The organism is Stenotrophomonas sp. STEN087 (assembly GCF_056759115.1).
This window is the reverse complement of record NZ_JBRRCR010000010.1, coordinates 64803-82774: the sequence shown is the minus strand read 5'-3', so window position 1 is coordinate 82774 and position 17972 is coordinate 64803. Positions and strand designations below refer to the sequence as shown.

The 17972-nt window shown below is 68.8% G+C and carries 16 protein-coding genes; 12 read left to right on the top strand and 4 right to left on the bottom strand.

Features of this window, described 5'->3' with window-relative positions:
• Nucleotides 1-112 precede the first annotated feature (112 nt).
• Nucleotides 113-511, bottom strand: coding sequence for a RidA family protein (locus tag ACVOK1_RS04710; RefSeq protein WP_481561280.1), 399 nt, complete (start codon nucleotides 509-511; stop codon nucleotides 113-115).
• A gap of 110 nt (nucleotides 512-621) precedes the next feature.
• Here ACVOK1_RS04710 and ACVOK1_RS04705 point away from each other — a divergent pair, with 110 nt between their 5' ends.
• Together ACVOK1_RS04705 and dnaQ are read left to right on the top strand one after the other, a co-directional pair.
• Nucleotides 622-1515 carry a LysR family transcriptional regulator gene (locus ACVOK1_RS04705; protein WP_481561279.1) on the top strand — a complete coding sequence of 298 codons (894 nt, stop codon included), beginning with the start codon at nucleotides 622-624 and terminating at the stop codon, nucleotides 1513-1515.
• 55 nt (nucleotides 1516-1570) lie between these two features.
• Entirely contained in the window at nucleotides 1571-2080 is a 510-nt protein-coding gene (dnaQ, locus tag ACVOK1_RS04700; RefSeq protein WP_481561278.1) for a DNA polymerase III subunit epsilon, read from the top strand.
• 413 nt (nucleotides 2081-2493) lie between these two features.
• On the opposite strand, the gene ACVOK1_RS04695 is transcribed toward dnaQ, so the two are convergent.
• Nucleotides 2494-3732: a glycosyltransferase gene (locus ACVOK1_RS04695; protein ID WP_481561277.1), complete on the bottom strand. Its 1239-nt coding sequence runs from the start codon at nucleotides 3730-3732 to the stop codon at nucleotides 2494-2496.
• A gap of 115 nt (nucleotides 3733-3847) precedes the next feature.
• Here ACVOK1_RS04695 and ACVOK1_RS04690 point away from each other — a divergent pair, with 115 nt between their 5' ends.
• Together ACVOK1_RS04690 and ACVOK1_RS04685 are read left to right on the top strand one after the other, a co-directional pair.
• A complete protein-coding gene (locus ACVOK1_RS04690; protein WP_079224290.1) occupies nucleotides 3848-4567 on the top strand; it encodes an IclR family transcriptional regulator in 720 nt (239 codons plus the stop codon).
• A 70-nt stretch (nucleotides 4568-4637) separates the two neighbouring features.
• Entirely contained in the window at nucleotides 4638-5963 is a 1326-nt protein-coding gene (locus tag ACVOK1_RS04685) for an MFS transporter (RefSeq protein WP_481561276.1), read from the top strand.
• A gap of 113 nt (nucleotides 5964-6076) precedes the next feature.
• Here ACVOK1_RS04685 and ACVOK1_RS04680 read toward each other — a convergent pair whose 3' ends face one another.
• Entirely contained in the window at nucleotides 6077-7246 is a 1170-nt protein-coding gene (locus ACVOK1_RS04680) for a mandelate racemase/muconate lactonizing enzyme family protein (protein WP_481561275.1), read from the bottom strand.
• Nucleotides 7243-8175 carry a dihydrodipicolinate synthase family protein gene (locus ACVOK1_RS04675; RefSeq protein WP_481561274.1) on the bottom strand — a complete coding sequence of 311 codons (933 nt, stop codon included), beginning with the start codon at nucleotides 8173-8175 and terminating at the stop codon, nucleotides 7243-7245. Before ACVOK1_RS04675 ends, ACVOK1_RS04680 begins: the two co-directional genes overlap by 4 nt.
• A gap of 295 nt (nucleotides 8176-8470) precedes the next feature.
• Here ACVOK1_RS04675 and ACVOK1_RS04670 point away from each other — a divergent pair, with 295 nt between their 5' ends.
• The 8 genes from ACVOK1_RS04670 (at nucleotide 8471) to ACVOK1_RS04635 (ending at nucleotide 17971) form a co-directional block, all read left to right on the top strand.
• Nucleotides 8471-11143: a TonB-dependent receptor gene (locus ACVOK1_RS04670; protein ID WP_481561273.1), complete on the top strand. Its 2673-nt coding sequence runs from the start codon at nucleotides 8471-8473 to the stop codon at nucleotides 11141-11143.
• A 2-nt stretch (nucleotides 11144-11145) separates the two neighbouring features.
• Complete coding sequence (locus ACVOK1_RS04665) at nucleotides 11146-11892, top strand: SDR family NAD(P)-dependent oxidoreductase (protein WP_108770478.1); 747 nt, start codon at nucleotides 11146-11148, stop codon at nucleotides 11890-11892.
• On the top strand, nucleotides 11889-12821 hold the full coding sequence (locus ACVOK1_RS04660) for a 2-dehydro-3-deoxygalactonokinase (RefSeq protein ID WP_481561272.1): 933 nt from the start codon (nucleotides 11889-11891) through the stop codon (nucleotides 12819-12821). Before ACVOK1_RS04665 ends, ACVOK1_RS04660 begins: the two co-directional genes overlap by 4 nt.
• A complete protein-coding gene (locus ACVOK1_RS04655) occupies nucleotides 12818-14269 on the top strand; it encodes a 2-dehydro-3-deoxy-6-phosphogalactonate aldolase (protein ID WP_481561271.1) in 1452 nt (483 codons plus the stop codon). The genes ACVOK1_RS04660 and ACVOK1_RS04655 overlap by 4 nt, the downstream gene beginning before the upstream one ends.
• A 214-nt stretch (nucleotides 14270-14483) precedes the next feature.
• The gene (gene rpmB, locus ACVOK1_RS04650) at nucleotides 14484-14720 is read left to right on the top strand and encodes a 50S ribosomal protein L28 (RefSeq protein WP_005411638.1); all 237 of its coding nucleotides are present in this window, start codon (nucleotides 14484-14486) and stop codon (nucleotides 14718-14720) included.
• A gap of 10 nt (nucleotides 14721-14730) precedes the next feature.
• The gene (gene rpmG, locus ACVOK1_RS04645) at nucleotides 14731-14898 is read left to right on the top strand and encodes a 50S ribosomal protein L33 (RefSeq protein ID WP_170272460.1); all 168 of its coding nucleotides are present in this window, start codon (nucleotides 14731-14733) and stop codon (nucleotides 14896-14898) included.
• 174 nt (nucleotides 14899-15072) lie between these two features.
• Nucleotides 15073-16491, top strand: coding sequence for a cardiolipin synthase (gene cls / locus ACVOK1_RS04640; protein ID WP_200751169.1), 1419 nt, complete (start codon nucleotides 15073-15075; stop codon nucleotides 16489-16491).
• A gap of 58 nt (nucleotides 16492-16549) precedes the next feature.
• Complete coding sequence (locus tag ACVOK1_RS04635) at nucleotides 16550-17971, top strand: FAD/NAD(P)-binding protein (protein ID WP_481561270.1); 1422 nt, start codon at nucleotides 16550-16552, stop codon at nucleotides 17969-17971.
• The last annotated feature ends 1 nt before the right edge of the window (nucleotide 17972 follow it).

Here is a 17972-nt window from a genome sequence, read left to right as displayed (position 1 = left end):
GGCGGCGGGCGGGGGGGGGGCGGCGCGCGCGGGGGCCGGGCGCCCCCCGCCCCCCCCCCCCCCCCCCCCCCCCCGCCCCCCCCCCCCCCCCCCCGCCGCCCCCCCCCCCCCACTACCGGTCTGCAGGCAGCTTCGCGATCACCTTGATCTCGAACTGGAACCCGTACAGCCAGGTCACGCCGATGCCGGTCAGGGTCGGGTGCGGCGCTTCGCCCCAGTACTCGGGCACGATGGCCCAGGCCTTCTCGAAGTTCGTTTCCGGGTCGACCATGAACACGGTTACGTCGATCACGTCATCGAAGCTGCAGCCAGCGGCGGCCAGCACCGCATTGAGGTTGTCGAAGGCACGGCGCACCTGGGTCTCGAAGTCCGGTTCGGGCGAGCCGTCCTCGCGGCTGCCGACCTGGCCGGAGACGAACAGGAAGCCATTGGAACGGATGGCCGGCGAGTAGCGGTTGCGCTCATAGAGGGCCTGGCGGCCGGCGGGAAAAACGACATCACGAGGGGTCATTGGGGAGGCTCCAGAGGGAAGGCCTCCATGCTGCTCGCCGGCGCTGTCTGGATAAACAGCGATGATCGGCCTAGATTGATTGCCAATCCCAAACAATCATGGCCCGGCCCATGGACCGTTTCGAGGCGATGCGCGCCTTCGCCCGCGTGGTGGAAACCGGCAGCTTCACCCGTGCCGCGCACACCCTGCAGGTCAGCCGCACCACAGTCACCCAGCTGGTGCAGCAGCTGGAGGCGCACCTGCGGCTGCGCCTGCTCAACCGCACCACGCGGCGGGTCAGCGTCACCGCCGATGGCGCGGCCTACTACCCACGCATCGCGCGCCTGCTGGCCGAGCTGGAAGAGGTGGAGGGCGGCCTCGGCGATGCCGCCAGCCAGCCGCGCGGGCGCCTGCGCATCGACGTGCCCGGTCCATACGCGCGGCTGCAGCTGGTGCCGGCGCTGCCGGATTTCCACGCGCGCTATCCGGACATCCAGCTGGACATCGGCGTCAGCGACCGCGAGGTCGATGTCATCGCCGACAACGTGGACTGCGTGATCCGTGGCGGTGCGCCTGCCGATCCGGCGCTGGTGGCGCGGCCACTGGCCAGCTTGCCGATCGGCTTCCACGCCAGCCCTGCGTACCTGCAGCGCTTCGGCATGCCCGCGCACCCGCGCGCGCTGGAAGGGCCGGACCATCACATGGTCGGCTTCCTCAGCCCGCGCACCGGTCGCGCACGCGTGTTCATCGCCCAGCGCGGCGATGAGCGCATGGAAGTGCAGGGCCGCCATGCGGTGGGCTTCGACGATGGCAATGCCTACCTGGCCGCCGGCGTGGCGGGCCTGGGCGTGGTCGCGCTGCCGAGCTACATGGCGGATCCGCATGTGGCCAGCGGTGAACTGCGGCCGGTACTGCAGGACTGGCAGCTGCCGCCGATGCCGATGCACGTGATGTTTCCGCCGAACCGGCACATGAGCCAGCGCCTGCGGGTGTTCATTGACTGGGCGGTGGAGGTGTTGGGGTGACACGCGCCGCGCATGCGAAAATCATCACTGCACGCACCAGGAAACCGCCACACGCATGAGCCGCATCGTCGCACTGGATACCGAAACCACCGGCATTTCCCATCGCATGGGCCATCGGGTCATCGAAATCGGTGCGGTGGAACTGATCGATGGCCAGCTCACCGGCCGCCAGTTCCACACCTACCTGCAGCCGCAGCGCTCGGTGGACTGGGGCGCGCAGCGCGTGCACGGCATCAGCGATGCGATGCTGGTCGGCAAGCCGCTGTTTTCCAGCAAGGCCGCAGAGCTGCTGGAATTCCTGCGTGGCAGCGAGATGGTCGCGCACAACGCCACCTTCGATGTGGGCTTCCTCGACAACGAGCTGCGCCTGGCCGGCATTCCCGGCAGCCTGGCGCAGTACTGCCGCATCACCTGCAGCCTGAAGCTGGCGCGCGGGCGTTGGCCGGGCCAGGGCAACAAGCTGGACGATGTGCTGCAGCGCCTGCGCATTCCCAGCAACCGCGGCCTGCACGGCGCGTTGAAGGATGCGCATCTGCTGGCACAGGTGATTCCGCACCTGCGTTGATGGCCCCCTGGTGCTTGGCTCTAAGCCTCTGCAGGAGAGCGCAAAGACAAGTTGTCGTCATGGACGCGATTGAACCTGCAGATCTGTTCAATATGTTGCCGGGCCTCAGGTGAAAACCAGCCAAGAACTTCCACCAGGTGTCTGTGTTTCTCCCGCAGATCCTGATGAAAGGTGATGGGTTCATGGTGGAACACGCGATTTCGCAGCGCGCGCGCGTCCTCGACGCGACCTTGAACCTTTGCTCTGGTTCTGATTTTCCCCTAGCATCGCCAGCGCATACCCCGGTCAGCTCCTCTCCTCACATGCTTCTCGTGAGTGATGGGTCCGGGGTTTTTTTATTGTTGGTCAGACGTCCTCGTGTCGTGCGCACCCTGGAATTTCATGGGCTGGGCAAGCGGTCTGGAACGGCCTGTTCAACTTTCTACAGCAGCGTCGGGCGGGAAGTAAGGTCGAATTCCGTCAATCGCGGCGACGGCGGTTGCCACGCCATCTTCGCTCGCCATTGTTACGCCCAGTGCAGCGGCACGCGCACGCGTAGCGCTGTCCTCGGCGAACGCAATCGCCGCCGCCAGCGTGGCTGCATCCAATCGCTTCGGTGACAGCGGCGCCGGCGCAACACCCAGCACCTGCAGGCGCCGCGCCCAGAAGAACTGATCGGCCGCGAACGGCATCACCAGCGAAGGAATGCCGGCGCGGCAGGCCGAATGCGTGGTGCCGCTGCCGCCATGGTGGATGGCCAGCGCGCAGCGTGGGAACAGTGCTTCATGCGGGGTCGGTCCGAGCACGAACACGTTCGCTGGCAATGCACCCGAGGGCAGTCCAGCCCAGCCCGGGAACAGCAGCACGCGGCGCGGTGCCAGCGCCTGCAGCAAGGCCGGCAGCACGCGCTCGCGGTCGAAGCCGGTCATGCTGCCGAAGCCGAGATAGACCGGCGCGGGTCCGGCATCGAGGAAGGCCTGCAGGTCGGCGGGTGGCGACCACGGTTGTTCCGGCATCCGCCATTGCCCGCATACCACGTGGTCAGCCGGCCAGTCCGCAGGTGGCGGCAGCAGCTGCGGGGAAATGCCGTACAGCATCGGCAGGCCGGTCCACAGCGTGCGGCGCGGCGGTTGCCCCAGTGCGGCGCGCGCGGCGTTGATCGGCCGGCGGAAGGTGCGCCACACCGCCTGGTTGACCAGCCCGTAGCTGGCCCGGCGCAGGACGCCCGGCAGCGGTAGCGATGGCAGGAAGGGCGACGCGAAGGCGCGCGTCGGCGTCAGCGGAATCATGCCGGTGCCGATGGCCGGCAGACCGTGGCGCTCGGCCACGCTGAGGCCGACCAGCGCGGCCAGGCCGCCGGTCAGCACGGCATCGCAGCCGGCGGCGGCCGCATCGGCCTGCGCCATCCAGGCCGGCACGTGGCGGCCGGCCATCCGCGCCAGGCCGCGCGAGGCGGCGGCCAGGTTGTTGCCGCGTGCCACCAGGGCCACCACTTCGTCGTGGATGTCGCCTTCCAGCGCCGCGTGCGGCACGTCCAGTTCGTGCGCGCTGCCCAGCGTGCCCTGTTCGGCCAGCAGCATCACGTCGTGGCCGGCCTGGCGCAGGCCATGGCACAGCATCACCAGCGGCCGGGTGTCGCCTTCGGTTCCATAGGTCAGGGCCAGCAGTCGCATCGGGGGCTTCGCGGGTGGGGCCGTCAGTATGGCCGCAGGTCGCAGAAGGCCGCGCGAATGCACCCGCGTGTTGCTATTGGTGGCATTGCACGGGTCCGGCCAGTACGCTTCCTGCATGCGAACCAAGCCCAATGCCCAGCCCAACCAGAGCCTGATCGACGGCATCGCCACCCTTCAGGCACTGGCGTCGTCGCCCGAGCCGGTGGGCTGCCGTGAACTGGCCCGCCAGCTCGACGCCAACCCGACGCGGGTCAACCGCCTGCTCAAGACCCTGGCCTATCTGGGCATCGCGCGGCAGACCGCCGACCGCAAGTACACCGCCGGCCCGGGCATGCACGTGCTGGCCGCGCAGAGCCTGTTCGCCTCCGGTCTGATCCGTCGCGCGCTGCCGGTGCTGGAAAGCCTGCGCCGCTTCGGCCACACCGTGGCACTGGGCGTGCTGTGGAACGACAGCGTCAGCTACCTGTTCCATGCGCCGCCGGGCATCGAGGCGGCACGGGGCCTGGGCCGCATCGGCCTGCTGCCGGCCACCACCAGCGGCATCGGCATCGTGCTGCTGGCGCAGCTGAGCGATGACGAAGTGCGCGAGATCTACCAGGACAAGCCGATCCCGATGTTCCCCGAGGGCATCGAGCAGCTGCTGGCGACCCTGGCAGTGACCCGCGCGCAGGGCCATGCCCGGGTGCACGTCGCCGACGAACGCGACCACCACATCGTCGCCATCGCCATGGGCGACCCGGTCCACGCCGGCATCGCCATGTCCGGCTGGATCCCCGAATCGGCCACCGCGGAACTGGTGGCGGCCCTGCGCACGGCGGCGGCGGAGATCGGCTGAGGGACCGCGACAGGCCTGCCGCAGTGCGACTTGACCTGTTGCTACAATAGCAATACGTTGCAGCCTTCCGATGGGAGGCGTCGTCGATGGCCAAGCGGTGGAGCGCGTGAGCGGGTCGGGCAAGACCAGGTGGGTCCTGCTGGGGCTGCTGTTCTTTTCCACGGTCATCAACTACCTGGACCGGCAGGCGCTGTCGATCCTGGCCACGACCATCCAGGCCGACCTGGCCATGTCCGACATCGAGTACGCGCGGGTGGTGCAGGTGTTCCTGTTCGCCTATGCCGCCGCCTACGTCATGGCCGGGCGCATCACCGACTGGCTGGGCGCGCGGGTGGCGCTGCTGCTGTTCGTGGGCTGGTGGTCGCTGGCCAACATCGCTACCGGCTTCGTACGCAGCGCGGTGGAACTGGGGGCGGCGCGGTTCGCGCTGGGCCTGGGCGAGCCGGGCAACTACACGGTCGGCACCAAGGTGGTGTCCGAACAGTTCCCGCCGCGCCAGCGCGGCCTTGCCCTGGGCCTGTACACCGCCGGCGCGATGATCGGCGCCACCTTGGCACCGCCGCTGATCGGCGGCATCGCCATCGCCTACGGCTGGCGCGCGGCATTCTGGATCACCGGCCTGGCCGGGCTGGTGTGGATGATCGGCTGGTGGTGGGCCTACCCGCGCGGCGCCGGAAAGCAGTCGACCGCAGTGGCGGCCAGCGCTTCGGATGCGTCTCCAGCCGACGAGGCCGCGGCCGCACCGACGCCACCGAGCATGAAAGGGGTCTGGGGCCGGTTGGCGCGCGACCGCACGGTATGGGCGTTGGTCGCCTCGCGCGCCGTGGCCGACCCGGTCTGGTACTTCTACCTGTTCTGGTTCCCCAAATACCTGGGCGATGCGCGCGGCATGAGCCTGATGGCGGTCGCGTCCCTGGCCTGGATCGTCTACGTGGCCGCCGACATCGGCAGCGTCGGCGGTGGCCTGATTTCCGGTGGCCTGGTGAAGCGTGGGATGGACCCGGTGCAGGCCCGCCTGCGCACGATGATCGGCGCGGCGTGCCTGGCACCGGTCGGCATCTTCGTGGCCCTGCATCCGCCGATCCCCGTGCTGCTGGGGCTGGCCTGCCTGGTCACGTTTGCCCACCTCACCTATCAGATCAACCTGACCACGATGACGGTGGACCTGTTCCCGTCGCGCTACATCGCCTCGGTGGCGGGGCTGGTGGGCTGCGGCAGCGCGCTGGGCGGCATGGTGTCTGCGCAGGTGGTGGGGCATCTGGTGGCCGGTGGCAACTTCGACCGCGCGTTCGTGCTGATGGCGGTGCTGCACCCGATCGCGGTGGTGCTGGCCTGGATCGCACTGCGCCAGGCACGTCGCTCGCCGATGACACTGGTGGGGCAGCAGGCGGCGTAACCACGTGTCTCTGTAGCGTCGAGCCGTGCTCGACCGCGGAAAAAACAGTCGAGCATGGCTCGACTCTACAAAGGCCGCAGTCGAGCATGGCTCGACGCTACAAACGGCTGAGGTCAGGCCACGGCTTCGGCGTGTTGCCAGAACGTCGTGTTGGGAACCGCACCCAAGCCGGGGCCGCTGGGCAGCTGGTAGCCGTCCTGCGTATAGGCCATGTCGGTGTCCAGCATCTGCACCGAGCGCGAGAAGATCGAGTGCTGCCACTCGTGCCGCCACAGCCCTTCGACCACCGCCGATGCATGCAGGCTGGCCGCCATGAAGATGCCGCCGCCGATGGTGGCGTGCGGTGCGACCTGCACGCCGTGGGCGGCGGCCAGGCGGGCGATGCGCAGGAACTGGGTGATGCCGGTGTGGCCCATCTCCGGCTGCACGTAGGCCAGGCTTCCACCTTCCACGCGCGGCCTCGCCACGTAATCAGTCGGCCACTCTTCGCCCGCAGCCACCGGAATCGGGCTCTGCTGGCCCAGCGCGACCAGTCCAGGCACGTCCTCCGGCTTCAGCGGCGCCTCGATGAAGGTCAGGCCCACTGGCTGCAGCTGGTGGGCCAACTGCAGCGCGCCCTCCAGATCGAACTTCCAGTGCAGGTCGACCATCAGCTGGGCGTCCGCGCCCAGTGCCTGGCGAAGCGCCGCCATCTCTTCGGCAATGCCGTCGTGGCTGACCACCGCGTGCACCTTGAAGGCGGTATGGCCCTGCTGCTGGAACGTGCGCGCCATGGCCACCTTTTCCTCCAGCGTGGCCGCGGGCAGGCCGGACACGTAGCCGGCGATGCGCTTGTGGCGCCGCTCTCCCAGCAGCGACCACAGCGGCTGGTCCGCGGCGCGTGCGCGCAGGTCCCACAGCGCGATGTCCAGCGCGGCGATGGCATCGGTGTGGAAACCGCTGCCGCAGCCGCGCACGCGCATCAGGCCGTACAGGTCGTCCCAGATCGCCTCGACATCTTCCGGTTCGCGGCCCAGCAGCTCCGGTGCCAGCAGGTCGTTGATGATTTCGCAGGTCGCGCGCGGTGCGCAGATGCCGTACGTCTCACCCCAACCAACGGCGCCGTCGGCGGTGGTCACCCGCACCAGCACCGAGCGGTCCACGGTCGGGTACAGCGTGCCGTTGCCCCGGCGCACCAGGTAGCCACGCTCGTTGACCCTTTCCCCGATACCCAATGGCCCCAGGTAGGGCGTGCTGCGTGGCACGGTGAGGATGAAGGTTTCGACGCGGGTGACGGCGCTCATGCAGGGGTCCGTTGTGGGCGGCCGGGCACAACGTCCAGCGGCAGCAGGTCGGCGATGCGGGACAACAGGGTATCCAGTTCGCGGCGGTCCCAGGCATCCAGCGCCGGGCCGGGCGCGCGTACATGGTCGCAATCGATGATGCCCCGGCGCAGCAGCACGGCCTTGGTCAGCCGCCAGCGGAACACCGCCTGCATGCTCAGCAGCGGCAGCGTGCGCTCGAACAATACGCGTGCGCGCTCGTGGTCACCGGCGGCGTATGCGGCCAGCATCGCCACGTGGACTTCGGTGATCTCGCAGGCCGGCATGGTACCCACCGCACCGCGTGCCAGCTCGTCCAGCACGTAGCGCGCGCCCGCGCCACCGAACACCGCCTGCACGGCATCGCCAGCCCGTTCGGACAGCGCGGTGATGCGATGCCCGGACGGCATTGTTTCTTCCTTGACGTAGGTGATCGCCGGCACCTGCGTGGCCAGAGCCAGCAGCGCATCCACGCCCAGGCCCACGCCCATCGGCGGCGGCGCGTTCTGCAGCATGATCGGCACGCCCGATTCGGCGCCCAGGCGCGCGAAGAACGCCGCCATGCCTTCGTTGTCACCGGCCAGCGCGTGCGGAGTCAGCACCATCGCCGCCGCCGCGCCTGCTTCGCCACCGGCACGGGTCAGGCGCACGGCATCGTCCAGCGTCTTCGCACTGCCACCGACGATGAACGGCACGCGGCCGCTGTTCCAGCGGCCGATGCAGGCGGTCAGGTGCAGGCGCTCCTCCATGTCCAGCATGTCGTATTCGCTGGCCAGGCCGGGGAACACCACGCCGGCGGCGCCCGCGGCCAGCAGGTATTCGAACACCCCCTGGGTAGCGGTTTCGTCCACTACGCCCTGGGCATCGAAGATCGTCGGAAGAATCGGGAAGACACCTTGCAGAGCGGCCATTGCGCCGGATCCTTGTGGAAAGGGTGTGCCATGTGTAGCAACACCATGAAAGGGAGGTTCCCGCCGAGGCCGCGAAGGAACCGTAATTCTTCGCTGCATTGCAGCGTGCGCGGCGAAAACATATTGCTATATTAGCTACAACACTGCCAAGTCGCAGTGCAGCAGCAACGACCGGAAAAGCGCTGGATCCAGGTGGCAGTTCGGCAAGCGGGGTGGGGCGGGGCAGCGGACGGAGGGTCCGCGCCGGTCCCGGTCGGTGCCGCCTGGGTCCCAACCTTGGGAGAGGGCCCGATCCATGCATCGTTTTCCACGTTCGACCTTGTTCACCGCTCTGGGGACCTGCCTGCTGATGCCCGTGCTGGCATCGGCGCAGGACACGGCCCCGGCCACCACCACAGGCGACGGCCAGCAGCAGGCGCAGACCCTGGATGCCGTCAGCGTCGTTGGCATCCGCGGCAGTCTGGAAGCCTCGCGTGACCTGAAACGCGACTCGGCGCAGATCGTCGATGCGATCGTCGCCGACGACATCGGCAAGCTGCCCGATACCAACGTCGCCGAGTCGCTGGGCCGCGTGGCCGGCGTGCAGCTCGAGCGTGGCATGGGCGAGGGCAGCGACATCCTGGTGCGCGGCCTGAAGGAAAACGTCCTGCTCTACAACGGGCGGCAGATCGTCGATGCCACCGGCCGCGGCGGCAACGGCCTGGACCAGCTGGCCACCTCCACCTACGGCCTGCTCTCGCTGGTGCCCTCGGAGCTGATCTCGCGGCTGGAGGTGACCAAGCTGGCCGGTGCCGACCAGCTCAGCGGTGGCCTCGGTGGCATCGTCGACATCCATACCCGGCAGCCGCTGTCCGGCGATGCCGAGCAGAACGTGGTGAGCGTGGCCGGCACCTACGACGAGATGGCCGATTCCTGGGGCCATAATGCCTTCGGCCTGGTGTCGCGGCGCAGCGATGACCGCCGCTTCGGCGCGCTGGTCTCGGCCACCTATGGCCGCCGCAACGTAGTGCAGCAGGGCCTGGATACCTTCTCAGGCTATGCCCGCTACACCGACCCGGCGAGCCCGGGTACCACCCGCTTCGGCAGCACCGACATGCGCGCGCAGAACATCGACGACGACCGCACCAAGGTCGGCGTCAGCACCGTGCTGCAGTGGCGCCCCAGCGATGGCGTGGAGCTGACCTGGGACACGTTCTATTCGCGGCAGAAGGCAGAGCGTGACCGCTACTGGATCGCCTTCAACCCATCCGCAGGCCTGAGCAACGCGGTCTACTCCGAGCACGACATCCTGCTGGCCGGCCGGTCCACCGGCACCGTGCTGCTCAACTCCGAAGCGGCTGACATCGATTCGGACACGATCTCCAGTGCGCTGCGCGCCAGCTTCCGCGTCGGCGAACGGCTGGATGGTTCGGTGGAACTGGACTGGGGCCGTTCCACTGCAAAGTACGACCAGCGCTACATGCGCCTGGCGCCGATGCCCGGGCTGACCTCGGTGACCGACTTCGACCTGCGCAGCGGCAACTTCGGCAGCTTCAACGTCAGCGGCGTGGACGTGGCCGACCCAGCGCAGTGGCGCATGACCATCATGTTCGACAACTACTGGCGGGCCAGGACCGACTCGCGCGCGCTGCGCAGCGACTGGAGCCTGGCCTTCGATGACGGCCCGCTGCGCTCGCTGGATTTCGGCGCCCGCTTCAGCCGCCTGGAGAGCCTGCAGGATCCGCTGCGCGCGGACATCCGCCCGGCCGGCGGCATCCCGGTCACGCAGATGGCGCCGTACATCCGCGTCTACAGCAACAACGATTTCCTGCCTGGTGAATTCAGCGGACTGCCACGCGACTACCTCGGCGCGTTCCGCAGCACCTTCGGTGGCTGTGAAAGCTTCACCACCGTGCCGCAGATCTCGCAGAACGCGCAGTGCCTGGACCCGCGCAACAACGCACTGGCCTACGCGGCAACCTTCCGCGTGGACGAGGATTTCCTCGAGGCCTACGCCAAGCTCAACTGGGATACCGACGTGGGCGGCATGGCGCTGGGCGGCAATGTTGGCGTGCGCTTCGTTGGGCGCGACATGACCTCGCGCGGCAACCTGATCAGCGGCAATGGCACGCTCACCCCGTCCACCTTCGACCGTGACGACCGCGAAGTCCTGCCTTCGGCCGTGGCCAAGCTGCAGATCACCGACAGCCTGGTGCTGCGTGGTGGCGCGGCCAAGGTGGTGGCGTTCCCCAACACCGAAGACCTCAACAACGGCGTGACCCTCAACAACAACGCCGTGTTCGATGGCAACGGCGTGCAGACCTCGCCGGGCACCGGCAGCGGCGGTGCACCGGACCTGGACCCGTTCAAGGCCACCCAGTACGACCTGTCGCTGGAGTGGTACTACGGCGGCCAGGGCCTGCTCTCGGCCGGCCTGTTCTACAAGGATGTGTCGACCTTCATCGTGCAGCGGCAGAGCGCGGAAACCTACAACAACATCAACTACCTGGTGCTGCGCAAGATCAACGGTGACAAGGCCAAGGTGAAGGGCGTGGAGCTGCTGGCGCAGGTGCCGTTCAGCGGCATGCTCGATGGCTTCGGCGTGGTCGCCACCTACACCTGGATCGACTCGGAAACCCCGATCACCGACGTCAACGGCAATGCGATGACCTTCCCGGGACTGTCGAAGAACAATGCCAACCTGATCGGATACTACGAGAACGGCCCGTTCGGCATCCGCGTGGCCTACAACTGGCGCGATGAATACCTGGTCGGCCTGTCCAGCGCTGCCACCGGCATCTTCAACGACACCTACAAGGATCTGTCGGCGTCGATGAGCTACGATTTCAGCGACCGCCTGTCGTTGAAGGTGGAAGCCAACAACCTGCTGGACAGCGAGCAGCGCACCTTCGACGGCTATGACGAGGGCCTGCGCACCAACGTGGTGTTCGGTCGCTCGTACAAGGCCAGCCTCACCTACCGGTTCTGAGCATGGGCAACGACGCAATGCAGGGCGAATGGCAGGGCCGGCATGTCTGGTTGAGCGGGGCGGCCAGCGGCATCGGCGCGGCAGTGCTGGCGCAGCTGCAGGCACAGGGGGCGACGGTGTTGGCACTGGATCGCGAGCCGGTGCCGGCGGCGACCACGCAGGTACAGGCCGATCTGGCTGATGCCGGCGCGGTCGATGTCGCCCTGGCGCCACATCTTGGCCAGCCGCTGGACGCGCTGATCCACTGTGCTGGCTGGTGCCCGCCGGCCGATACCTGGGCTGACGACGATGCGCTCTGGCAGCAGGTTCATGCGGTGAACGTGCTGGGTGCGCGCCGTCTGATGCGCCATGCATTGGCTGGCCTGCATGCGAATGGCGGCGGCAGCATCGTGCTGCTGTCCTCCATCAACGCGCGCTACGCCACGCCTGGGCTGGCGGCCTACGCGGCCTCCAAGGCGGCGCTGGAATCACTTGCACGTACCGCAGCGCTGGAACTGGCCGAAGCGAACATCCGGGTCAACGCGATCGCGCCGGCTTCGGTGGATACGCCGATGCTGCAGGGCTCGTTCGCACGCAGCGCTGATCCCGCCGCGGCCCGCGCACGCAACGTGCAGCGGCATCCTCTGCAGCGCCTGGGCAGCGCAGTCGATGCGGCGGAACTCGCGCTGTTCCTCGCCTCACCGCGCAGCGGCTGGATGACCGGCGCGGTGGTGCCGCTGGATGGTGGCGCCGGAGTGACGCGCCGATGAGCATGCACGACAACGACGCACCGATCATCGGCATCAACTGGGGCAGCAGCAACTTCCGTGCCTTCCTCATCGCCGCCGATGGGCGGGTGCTGGACAGCGTGGAACAGCCACGCGGCATCGCCGGACTGGACCGCGCGCAGATGCAGGCCCTGCTGGAGCAGACCGTGACCGCCTGGACCGACGCGGCGGCGGTATATGCCTGTGGCATGGTCGGCTCGAACATCGGCTGGAGCGATGCCGGCTACGCCGATTGCCCGGCCACGCCGCAGCGGCTGGCCGCGCAGCTGCACCACACCCGCATCGGCCAGGTGCCGGTGGCCATCGTGCCCGGGCTGGCCTGCCAGCGTGCGCAGGACGACGCGCCGGACATCATGCGTGGCGAGGAAACCGAGCTGCTCGGCCTGCTGGCCGGTGGCGCCCTGCCGCTGGATGGGCTGGTGGCACTGCCCGGCACGCACAGCAAGTGGGTGCAGCTGCAGGGCGGGGCGGTGGTGTCCTTCCTCACCGCGATGTCGGGTGAAATCTTCGACCGCCTTACCGCTGCCGGGCTGCTGGCGTCGGTGGTGGATGGCCCTGCCGTGGAAGGCGCGGCCTTCTTCGATGGCCTGCAACACGGCCATGCGGGCGGGCTGGGATTGGGCAGTCTGCTGTTCGGCGCACGCGCGCGGGTGATCCGTGGCCAGCTGCCGCGCCCGGACGGTGCCTCATGGCTGCGCGGTGTGCTGATCGGCGCCGAGCTGGCCGACGTGCGCAGGCTGTGGCCCGCCGCGCTGCAGGTGCCGCTGCCGATGGTCGGTGCTGCGCCGGTGTGCGCGCTGTACGCCGCCGCCGTGCATGCCCTGGGTGGCAGTGCACGCACGCTGTTGTCCCACGATGCCGTGACCCGCGGCTTCCTCGCCCTGCACCGGGCCGCACAGGTAACGCCATGAACACCGCACACGCCGCCGCCTTCGATGCGGCCATCGAACACACACAGCTGGTGGCCATCCTGCGCGGGCTGACCGGCTCCGAGGCGTTGGCCGTCGGCCAGGCCCTGGTGGACGCCGGCGTGCGCCTGGCCGAAGTCCCGCTCAATTCGCCGGACCCGCTGACCACCATCTCCCTGCTGGCGGCGCATTTCGGCGACCGCCTGTGGGTCGGCGCAGGCACGGTGCTGGAGGTGGCCCAGGTCGAAGCCCTGGCCGCCACCGGCTGCCGCTTCTGCGTATCGCCCAACACCAACCCGGAGGTGATTGCCGCGGCACGCGCGCACGGCATGGAGCCGATGCCCGGCTTCAGCACCGCCACCGAGGCGTTTGCCGCGCTGGCCGCAGGCGCGCGCTACCTGAAAGCATTTCCGGCGCACGATTCCGCACCGCGGCTTGCGGCACTGTCGGCGGTGCTGCCGGCGCAGGCGCGGCTGGTGGCCGTGGGCGGGTTCACCACCGATGCGCTGCCTGCGCTGTGGCAGGCTGGCGTGCGTGCGGTGGGCATCGGTACCGACCTGTATCGCCCCGGTCGCGCCGCGGACGAGGTCGGTCGACGCGCGCGGCACTGGTTGCAGGCGCTGCGGGCGGTACCTGCCAGCGGCGTGCGCTTGGCCTGCGATGCCGGAACGCTGGTGGGGGAGTCGCCGGTGGTGCTGGAGGATGGCCGCGTGGCCTGGGTCGAGCCGACCGCACCGGCGCTGCTGCATTGGGATGGCCAGGCGTGCGTGCGCACGCCGCTGTCCGAGCCGGTCTGGTCGCTGGCGGTGACGCCGCAGGGCCTGGTCGGCAACGGCGAAACGCACTTCGTGCGGATTGCCGATGACGGTGGCCTGCAGCCCGGGCCGACCATCGATGTGGGTGCCGGTTGCCGCCTGAACGACATGACCGTGGATGCGCGCGGCGGCCTGTGGGCCGGGTCGATGCACCGGGGCCTGCTGGGCGGCCGTGGCGCGCTGTTCCATGCAACAGCGGTGGATGCGCCGGTGCGGCGTGTGGCCGAAGGGCTGGGGGTGGCCAACGGCATGGTGTTCAGCCCCGCGGGCGATACCCTGTATGTGATCGATACCCTGGCCCGCACCCTGCTGGCCTACCCGGCCGATGTCGCCGCAGGCACCCTGGGCGAACCCAGGGTGGTCACCGATTTCCTCGGCGAAGCGGGCAAGCCCGACGGGTTGGCGCTGTCGCCGCAGGGCAGCCTGTGGGTGGCGATGTGGGGCGGGGCCTGCGTGCTGGAACTGGCGGCCAACGGCGCGGTACAGCGGCGGCTGGCGGTACCGGCGCCGCACGTGGGCGCACTGTGTTTCGCCCCGGATGGGCGCCTGTTCATCACCACGGCACGGGCGCGGCTGGACCCCGACGCATTGCAGCGGGCTCCGGGCTCCGGCGGCCTGTTCATCGCCACGCCCTGACCCACGCCTGTGGGTAACTTGCGCAAGTGCTTGAACCCGTGCATAATGCGCGGCTCGCTGTGTCCGGTTTTCTACCGGGCGGCGCCCCCGGGAGCACGTCCCCGGCCGCCCAACGCCAGCGTAACCCTTTGATTCTCTTGACGTGTGGTGGGCAACCACCGAGGCCGCCGTCTCCCGGGCTACGGGCTGACACAACTTACTATCGAGGTGCGCAATGTCCCGCGTATGCCAGGTTTCCGGCAAGCGAGTGCAGACGGGTAACAACGTCTCGCACGCCAACAACAAGACCCGTCGTCGTTTCCTGCCGAATCTGCACGAGCGCCGCTTCTGGGTTGCCAGCGAGAACCGCTGGGTGAAGCTTCGTGTTTCCGCGCATGCACTGCGCACCATCGACAAGAACGGTATCGATTCCGTTCTGGCTGAGCTGCGTGCGCGCGGCGAAAAGGTCTGAGGAGTAGACGATCATGGCAGGCAAGCGCGATAAGGTCCGTATGATTTCGACCGCTGGTACCGGTCACTTCTACACGACCGACAAGAACAAGAAGAACACCCCGGGGAAGATGGAATTCTCCAAGTACGATCCGGTCGTGCGTAAGCACGTCCCGTACAAGGAAGGCAAGATCAAGTAATCCGCAAGGATTGCTGGTCGCTTCCGAAAAAACCCGCCCTCGTGGCGGGTTTTTTTGTGCCTGGCTTTCCTGTGGTGGGGGCCGGTGGGTGCCGACCGTTGGTCGGCACGCTTTGGGTTGGCAGGCCGGTTGAAGGCTGGGCAGAATGACCCCACACCTCCGACGGGCGACGCGATGCTGTTCGAGTGGCTGCTGGGTTCGTACCTGTTGTTGATCGACTGGCTCATCCGGCTGGTCGCGCTGTGCTGGATCCCCACCCGCACCACGCCGGGGGCGGCGCGCAGCTGGCTGCTGCTGGTCGGCTTCGTGCCGCTGCTGGGCCTGCCGCTGTACCTGCTGTTCGGCCACCCGTGGCTGTCGCGCGAGCGCATCCGCCGGCAAGCAGAGGCGTCGCAGGTCATCCGCGAGGAGCAGGCGCTGCAGCACCGCCTGCGCTGGACCCCGACCGCCGACACCGCCATCGCCGAGATCGTGCCGCTGGTGCAGCGCCAGGGTGATTTCATGCCGGTGCACGGCAACGCGGTCGACCTGCTCACCGACTACGACGAATCGCTGCACACCCTCATCGCCGACATCGACCAGGCCGAAGACCGCGTCCACCTGCTGTACTACCTGATGTTCGACGACGCGGTGGGCGAGGCCATCGTCGAAGCGCTGCAGCGTGCCGCCGCGCGCGGCGTGCAGTGCCGCGTGCTGCTGGATGCGGTGGGTGCCAAGCGCGGCCTGCGTGCCTACCGCAAGCGCCTGCAGGCGCGTGACATCGAAGTGCGGGCGATGCTGCCCGGCGGCCTGCGCTGGCGCCGCAGCGGGCGCATGGACCTGCGCAACCACCGCAAGATCGCGGTGATCGACAACGAAGTGGCCTACGTCGGCTCGCAGAACCTGGCCGGCCCGCGCTTCGTGCCCGGCCACCCCAACCGCGAGCTGGTCGCGCGCGTGCGCGGCCCGGCGGTGGCCCACCTGGAGGCGGTGTTCGCCAGCGACTGGTACATGGAAACCGGGCAGCGCCTGGACGTCATCGCCGACGTGGCTGAGTGCGGCGACGACATCGCCACCCAGCTGCTGCCCAGTGGCCCGGCGTACCCCTACAGCAACGCGCGCGATGCGGTGGCGGCGCTGATCCACCTGGCGCGGCGACGGCTGGTGATGGTCACGCCGTATTTCGTGCCTGACGAAGCGACGCTGAGCGCGCTGCGCATCGCTGCGCTGTCCGGCGTGAAGGTGCAGCTGATCCTGTCGGCCAGCAACAACCAGCGGCTGACCTCGTGGGCGCAGGAGGCGTACTACGAGGAACTGCTGCGCTGTGGCGTGCAGATCGCGCTGTATGAGCCGCAGTTCCTGCACGCCAAGCACATGAGCGTGGACGAGGACATCGCCGTGCTCGGCTCGATCAACATGGATATCCGTTCTTTTGCGCTGAATGCCGAGATCGGCCTGATCTGCTACGACCGCCCGCTGGTGCAGCAGCTGTGCGCCATCGAGGACGACTACCTGCGCCAGTCGCGCCTGCTGGACCTGGAGCAGTGGCGCCAGCGCCCGGCCTGGAAGCGCAGCCGCGAAGGCATCGCGCGGTTGGCCGATGCGTTGATGTGAGCGCACAGGCCACCGGCGTGGAAACGGCCCGTTGCGGCAACCCGGGCCGTCACCTGCCATGGCCTACAATCGGTGCATGACTGATTCATCGCGAAATGGCGAACTGGACCTGGCGATCATCGGCGGTGGTGCCGCCGGTGTACTGGTGGCGATCCAGGTGTTGCGCCAGGCCCAGGCGCCGCTGGCGCTGGCCATCTTCGAACCCGCCTCGCAGCTCGCCCAGGGCATCGCGTACGCCACGCCGTGGCCGGAGCACCTGCTGAACGTGCCCGCGGCGAAGATGAGTGCTTTCCCCGACCAGCCCGGCGATTTCCTCGATTACCTGCAGGCCGTCAGCGCTTACCCGGGCGAGGCGCGCGAGCTGCTCGGCGAGCGTTACGTGAGCCGCCATCACTTCGCCGCCTACCTGCAGCAGCGCCTGCAGGACGCGGTGGCCGCCAGCCCGGCGCAGCTGCAGGAGATCGCGCAGCCGGTGCTGGGCCTGCAGCCGGATGACCACGGTTACCACCTGCAGCTGGGCGATGGCAGCACGCTGCACGCGGCGCAGGCGGTCATCGCCACCGGCAACAGCATGCGTCCGCTGCCGGTGGCCGGCGCCGATGCGCTGCCTGCCGACGACGTGGTCGAGGCCTGGGACTATGACGGCGTGCGCACGCTGGCCGGTGCCCATGCGCTGGCCATCGTCGGTTCCGGCCTGAGCATGGCCGACACCGTGCTGGCCCTGGTCGCCGCCGGCCATACGGGGCCGCTGCACGTGATCTCGCGGCATGGCCTGTTGCCGCTGCCGCATGCGCATGGCGTGCTGCCCGAATTCGACCCGGCCGCGTTGCTGCCGATGACCCTGCGCCAGCGTGTGCGGGCCCTGCGCGGCTTCGTGCGGCAGACGCAGGCCGATGGCCAGCCGTGGCAAGGCGTGATGGATCGCATCCGCCCGCATGGCCAGGCGCTGTGGTGCAGCCTGGACGAGGCCGACCAGCGACGCTTCCTGCGCCATGTGGTGCGCTACTGGGACGTGCACCGCCATCGCATTGCCGAGGACGTCGATGCCCAGCTGCAGGCCCTGCAGGCCAGCGGCCAGCTGCAGCTGCACCGTGCCCGCCTGCAGCGCATCTGGCGCGAAGGCGACGCGCTTCACCTGTCCGGTCGCGATGCCGCGGGCGGCGAGCAGCAGTGGACGATCGCCGCGGTGGTCAATGCCACCGGCGTCGAGACCCGCGCCACTGCGCTGCGCAACCCGCTGCTGCAGCAGCTGCAGGCCGACGGCCTGGCCCGCCCCGGGCCGCATGGCCTGGGCCTGGACAGCAGCGTGCCGGGCGACCGCCTGTGCAGCCGCAGTGGTGCGGCGCAGGCGCGGCTGGGCGTGCTCGGCAGCCTGCGCATCGGCAGCCTGTGGGAAAGCCTGGCCGTGCCTGAACTGCGTCAGCAGGCGCAGGCGCTGGCCACGCAGGTGGTCGCAGGAGCCGCGACGGCGATGCCGTAAA